The organism is Clostridium sp. LS (assembly GCF_002760435.1).
Lineage (GTDB): Bacteria > Bacillota > Clostridia > Clostridiales > Clostridiaceae > Clostridium.
This window is the reverse complement of record NZ_AUUU01000250.1, coordinates 1-5,440: the sequence shown is the minus strand read 5'-3', so window position 1 is coordinate 5,440 and position 5,440 is coordinate 1. Positions and strand designations below refer to the sequence as shown.

The 5,440-nt window shown below is 27.7% G+C and carries 4 protein-coding genes; 3 read left to right on the top strand and 1 reads right to left on the bottom strand.

Annotated features, from left to right (window positions below; translation table 11 throughout):
• Window positions 1-83: 83 nt before the first annotated feature.
• Window positions 84-605 carry a hypoxanthine phosphoribosyltransferase gene (gene hpt / locus COL3_RS27050; RefSeq protein ID WP_008428215.1) on the bottom strand — a complete coding sequence of 174 codons (522 nt, stop codon included), beginning with the start codon at window positions 603-605 and terminating at the stop codon, window positions 84-86.
• Window positions 606-940: 335 nt separating this feature from the next.
• On the opposite strand from hpt, the gene hflX reads away from it, so the two are divergent.
• The 3 genes from hflX (at window position 941) to COL3_RS27035 (ending at window position 5,382) form a co-directional block, all read left to right on the top strand.
• Window positions 941-2,728: a GTPase HflX gene (hflX, locus tag COL3_RS27045; RefSeq protein WP_008428213.1), complete on the top strand. Its 1,788-nt coding sequence runs from the start codon at window positions 941-943 to the stop codon at window positions 2,726-2,728.
• 288 nt (window positions 2,729-3,016) lie between these two features.
• On the top strand, window positions 3,017-3,916 hold the full coding sequence (locus tag COL3_RS27040) for a nucleotidyltransferase domain-containing protein (protein ID WP_008428211.1): 900 nt from the start codon (window positions 3,017-3,019) through the stop codon (window positions 3,914-3,916).
• Between the two features lie 23 nt (window positions 3,917-3,939).
• On the top strand, window positions 3,940-5,382 hold the full coding sequence (locus COL3_RS27035; RefSeq protein ID WP_008428209.1) for a PLP-dependent aminotransferase family protein: 1,443 nt from the start codon (window positions 3,940-3,942) through the stop codon (window positions 5,380-5,382).
• The last annotated feature ends 58 nt before the right edge of the window (window positions 5,383-5,440 follow it).

The window sequence follows — 5,440 nt, the reverse complement described above, 5'->3', positions numbered from 1 at the left end:
CGCCTGCCAGATTTTTCTCACATGCGTTCGAAAAGGCAGATGCGTGAAAAAAATCTACAGCTCCACAGTCGCTTGCGATTTTTTTATTCCCAGTTAAATACATAAGGCACATTTCTATAAAAATCACCATAGTTTAATCCATATCCAACTACAAAAACATCTTCAATTTCAAAACAACAGTAATCAGGTGTTACATCTATTTTTCTTCTTGATGGTTTATCAAGAAGCACACAAGTCTTAACAGAAGCAGGATTTAATTTTTTTATATGATTAACAACAAAATCCATTGTTATTCCAGTATCAACAATATCATCAACAATAAGAACGTCCCATCCTTCAATATCATCGGAAATATCATGAACTACTTGAACAGAGCCAGAAGATGTTTCATCATGACCATAACTTGATGTAGTCATAAATCCTATTTTTGTATTCAAGTCAATAGCTCTAACTAAATCAGCAGCATATACAAAACTGCCACGAAGTAAAGATAAAACATAAAGTTTTTTACCTTTATAATCTTCAGTTATTATTTTCCCCAATTCTTCAATTCTTGAATTAATTTGTTCTTTAGAAAAAAGAATGTTACGTTTCTTGTCTTCCATTTTGTTAAAACTCCTTTTATGATTAATTTAATTAGTACAGCTCACTTGGAAATTTTATTGCATAATTCAAAATATGTAGTTAAAATAGTATTTCTAAAAATTTATTACATTAATATATGTTATACTTTTTATTTTTAAGAAACTTATTCCAAAATTGTGAATTGTACATTGTCAATTGTTAATTATATAAGTTATAATTAATGAATTAATAGTATAAAATTATATGAAAGTTGTCAAGATAGGGATATAGATGCTGATTTATTCAGTTAAAACTGTTTAAAGTATCAGTATTTTTTTAATTAGTATCCCATCCATGGCTTATGTGAGGTGTTTATATGATATATGGAAATATTGAAGGAATAAAAAAATCCATAATAGATGAATTGGAAAGTATTTATTCTATAAGAACTTTAAAAGACGAAGTATGTGATATAGAAATTTTAAATATTATTTCTAGAATTTCTAGTTTTATTGAAAGGGAAGTAAGTGTAGGAATAAATAGAAAAGGTAATGTAACTTCTGTTGCTATTGGAGATTCAACGTCAGTGGAGGTTCCAATAATAGACATAGAGGAAAAAAGATTATCAGGAATAAGAGTAATTCATACTCATCCAAATGGCTATTGTAATCTTTCAGCCTTAGATTTAACTGCATTATTAAAGCTAAAATTAGATGCAATTGTATCAGTAGCAATATTAGATGGAAAGATAATAGATTTCTCCCTAGGAATGCTTACATTATATAATAATAAATTAGAAACTGATGAAAAGAGAAATCTTTCATTAGAGGAAATAACATCTATACATATATTAGATAGAATAAGATTTATTGAAAATTTAATAAAAACTAACGATGTTATAGAAGATACAGAGGAAAAAGCAATATTAGTAGGTTCCGATACAAAGGAAAGCCTGGAAGAATTAGCAGAATTGACTGAAGCTTGTAATATACCAGTATTAAAAACTGTTTTTCAAAGCAGAAGTAAAGTTGATGCTGCATATTATATTGGAAGAGGTAAAGTTCTAGAGATTGCATCAATGAGGCAAGTAGAAAGAGCAAATGTTATAATATTCGACGATGAACTTTCAGGGTCACAAGTTAGAAATTTGGAAGCAGCATTAGGAGCAAAAGTAATTGATAGGACTACTTTAATATTAGAAATATTTGCAACTAGAGCTAAGAGTAAGGAATCTAAGATACAGGTAGAGTTAGCCCAGCTTAAATATAGATTAAGCAGATTGCAAGGTTTAGGCACTATTCTTTCTAGAACAGGAGGAGGAATAGGAACAAGAGGTCCAGGAGAAAAGAAATTAGAAACAGATAGAAGACATATAATGGAAACTATATATGACTTAAAAGATGAACTAAAGAAAATTAAAAAGACTAGAGATGTTCAAAGGGAAAAAAGAAATAAAGAGAATATTCCTAAAGTATCTTTAGTTGGCTATACTAATGCAGGAAAATCAACATTAAGAAATGTCCTTTGTGATATAGCAGCAAAGAAAGAAAATAAAATAAAGGAAAAAGTATTTGAAGCAAATATGCTTTTTGCAACACTGGATACTACAACAAGAGCGTTAACATTAAGTAAGAAGGGAATAATAACTCTTACAGATACCGTTGGATTCGTAAGAAAGCTGCCCCATGATTTAGTAGAGGCATTTAAATCAACTTTGGAGGAAGTAATATTCTCAGATTTATTATGTCATGTAATTGATGCGTCTTCTGATACGGCTGCTGAGCAGTACGAAGCTGTAAATGAAGTACTAAATGAACTTGGTGTACTTGAAAAGGAAACGGTCTTAATATTAAATAAAATAGACAAAGCGACTGAAGAACAAATGTTAAAGATAAAAGAGATAATTGGCAATAAAGATATAATAGAAATTTCAGCTAAAGAAAAAATAAATTTAGAAGAATTATTAGGAATAATTGAAGAAAAGCTACCTTATAATTATAAAAAAGTAGAATATTTAATTCCATATGAAAAAGGCGATATTCAATCATTTTTACACAGAAATGCAAGAATACTTGAAGAAGAGTATAAGGATAATGGCACGTACATGGTCGCTGAAGTTGATGATGAAGTATTTAATAAAACACAGGAATATGCACAGGTATAGAGCTCACTGGCTTAATGTATAATAAATATAACCTTTTAATAATATACTAGAATAAGTATATTATTAGGAGGCTATATTTTATGAAAATAGTTCAACTATTAGGTTATACAAAGATTCTTAGATAATGTTATTTAAGGATCTTTTTGATTGTATTTAATAAGTTGTAAGATCAATATTGAGTAAGAAAGTATTACCTTTAAATAAATATTTCTTTAAGTTATAATGTTAATGAGTTTTATTAAAATAAAGTATAGATATAATGCCTTGGGCAAAAGAAGGTGGAATAAGATGGCAAGATCCATAATGGATTATCAAAAATCCTCTGAAAAACTAATAAATAAATTGAAAGTAAATAAAAAAGTGCTAGCAATATTTGCATTTGGAAGTATAATAAGCGGGGATCTTTGGGAGGAGTCAGATATAGATATATTTGTTGTTTACAAAGATGTATTTGATGATGTCCGGGATATATATTCTGAGGTCCTCGACATACCTGTGCATATGAAAGTGCTCAGTAAAGATAAATTTTTAGAGTTATATGAAAGTGGTGGAAAGAAAGGTTTTGTAAGAAACTTACTCATAGCTTCTAAAATTATATTTTCTAGAGATGAAGAGATAGAAAGTGCTTTCAATAAAGCTAAATATAGTTTAGATAAATATAGAGAAATATGGAATTTAGTTTACTTAGGTAATGTTATTAAGGATATTGGAGTAATTAAGAAGTATTTGCAAAATAATAGTATATTTACATCTTATGAAGTCCTAATTAGAGCATTAGATAGTTTTGCTAAACTTTATTTAAATTTAAATGGATATACTGTAAGCAAGGATGCAGTTAGGATGGTAACAAACTTAAATTATAAGTTTAATATGGTAATTGAAAATTTATTTAACAGTGAATGTATAAATGAAAATATACAAAATACTGTAGATTACATAGAAGGGTTTTTAGACGATAATATAAATGAAGCATCAAAATTTTTATTAAATTATTTATATGAAAAAAACGCATTTCTAAGTTCTTTTGAGATAAAAAATAATGAGTTATTTAAAGAATTTGATATAAAAATAGAAGAGATTTTAAAAGAGTTATATAAAAGAAAATTAATAAATAAGGATACTAGAAATTTAGATTTGCCTTCTAATGAAAAATTATTAAGAGAGAATGTATATTCATACAAGGGTTAATGCATTGTTAAAGGGGAAATTTTATGGATATTTATAAGAATTTTAAATTCAAGAATAATGAAATACCCAAATATGTTCAAGTAGCTGATTATATAAAGGAATTGATTGATAAGAGAAAAATAAAAGAAGGAGACAAACTTCCAACTATAAGGGATTTATCAAAAAGTTTAGGCGTAAATAATGTTACAATAGTAAGCGCATATAATAAACTGAAGGCTGAAGGATATGCTTACCAAAAGGTAGGCAGCGGGAGTTATGCAAAAAGGAAGGAAGTTGTTTCGAATTTTAGAAGAGAATATTCAAATACTCTAAAAAAATTATCTACGAAGGATTTATCAGATGTTGTCGATTTTACAGGAGAAACTACAGCAGAAGTATTATTTCCAATAGATGATTTGAAAAATATAATAAACGAAGTTTTAGAAAGAGACGGAGCTAATGCTCTTCTTTCAGATAATAGGAATGGATATAGTAATCTTATTTATACCATTAACAAAGTATTTTGGGATTCAAAGTTAAATAATGAAGATATATTAATTGTGTCTGGAGCACAACAAGGAATTGATATTGCATCAAAAGGAATATTAAACATAAATGATAATATTATAGTTGAAAAACCGACATATGTTGGTGCATTGTCGGTTTTTAAGTGGAGAAAAGTAAATATTTTTGAAGTTTCAATGGATGAGGACGGATTGAATTTAGATAAATTTGAGAAAATACTTCAAAAAAATGATATAAAGTGTTTTTTTACAATGAGTTATTTTCAAAATCCAACTGGAATAAGCTATAGTTTAGAAAAGAAAAAAAGAATATTGCAGCTTGCAGAAATATATGATTTCTATATAATCGAGGATGATTATTTATCAGAACTTATATATGAGAATTCTTTAGATTATATTCCATTTAAATGGCTTGATAGAAATGACAGAGTTATTTATATAAAGAGTTTTTCAAAAATATTTCTTCCAGGAATAAGATTGGGATATCTAGTTGCACCAGCTGTATTTAGAGAGACTCTTCAAAGTTCAAAACATAATACAGATATTACAACTTCAAGCCTAATGCAAAGAGCTTTGGAACTATACATTTCTAGTGAGAAATGGAAAAAGAACATAAAGGATTTAAATAGTGAGTATATTCAAAGATATACACTTATGAAAAGAATACTAGATAACGAATTTGAAAATATATTAACCTACATAGACCCAAGAGGAGGACTATATTTTTACTTAACTTTAAAAGAAGATTATATGGTTAATACTAAAGAACTTTTTATACGTCTTAGACAAAAAAATGTATATATTACTCCAGGGGCAATGTTTTTTACATCAAAGGACGATGGACAAGATTCCTTTAGAATAGGATTTTATCAAACAGATAAAGAGAAAATTGAAAAAGGAATGAAACTACTTAAAGAAGAAATTATAGCAGCAGCGTATGAAGAAAAATTACTAAGGGATTAATAAGGCACAATCAAATAAATAACAAGTCCATTTGCCAGCCTATTTTCCATCATCCTGC

What these genes read in the sequence shown, in the direction of transcription:
- hpt (WP_008428215.1), bottom strand. Translation starts at nt 605, where the DNA reads ATGGAAGACAAGAAACGTAACATTCTTTTTTCTAAAGAACAAATTAAT.
- hflX (WP_008428213.1), top strand. Translation starts at nt 941, where the DNA reads ATGATATATGGAAATATTGAAGGAATAAAAAAATCCATAATAGATGAA.
- COL3_RS27040 (WP_008428211.1), top strand. Translation starts at nt 3,017, where the DNA reads ATGGCAAGATCCATAATGGATTATCAAAAATCCTCTGAAAAACTAATA.
- COL3_RS27035 (WP_008428209.1), top strand. Translation starts at nt 3,940, where the DNA reads ATGGATATTTATAAGAATTTTAAATTCAAGAATAATGAAATACCCAAA.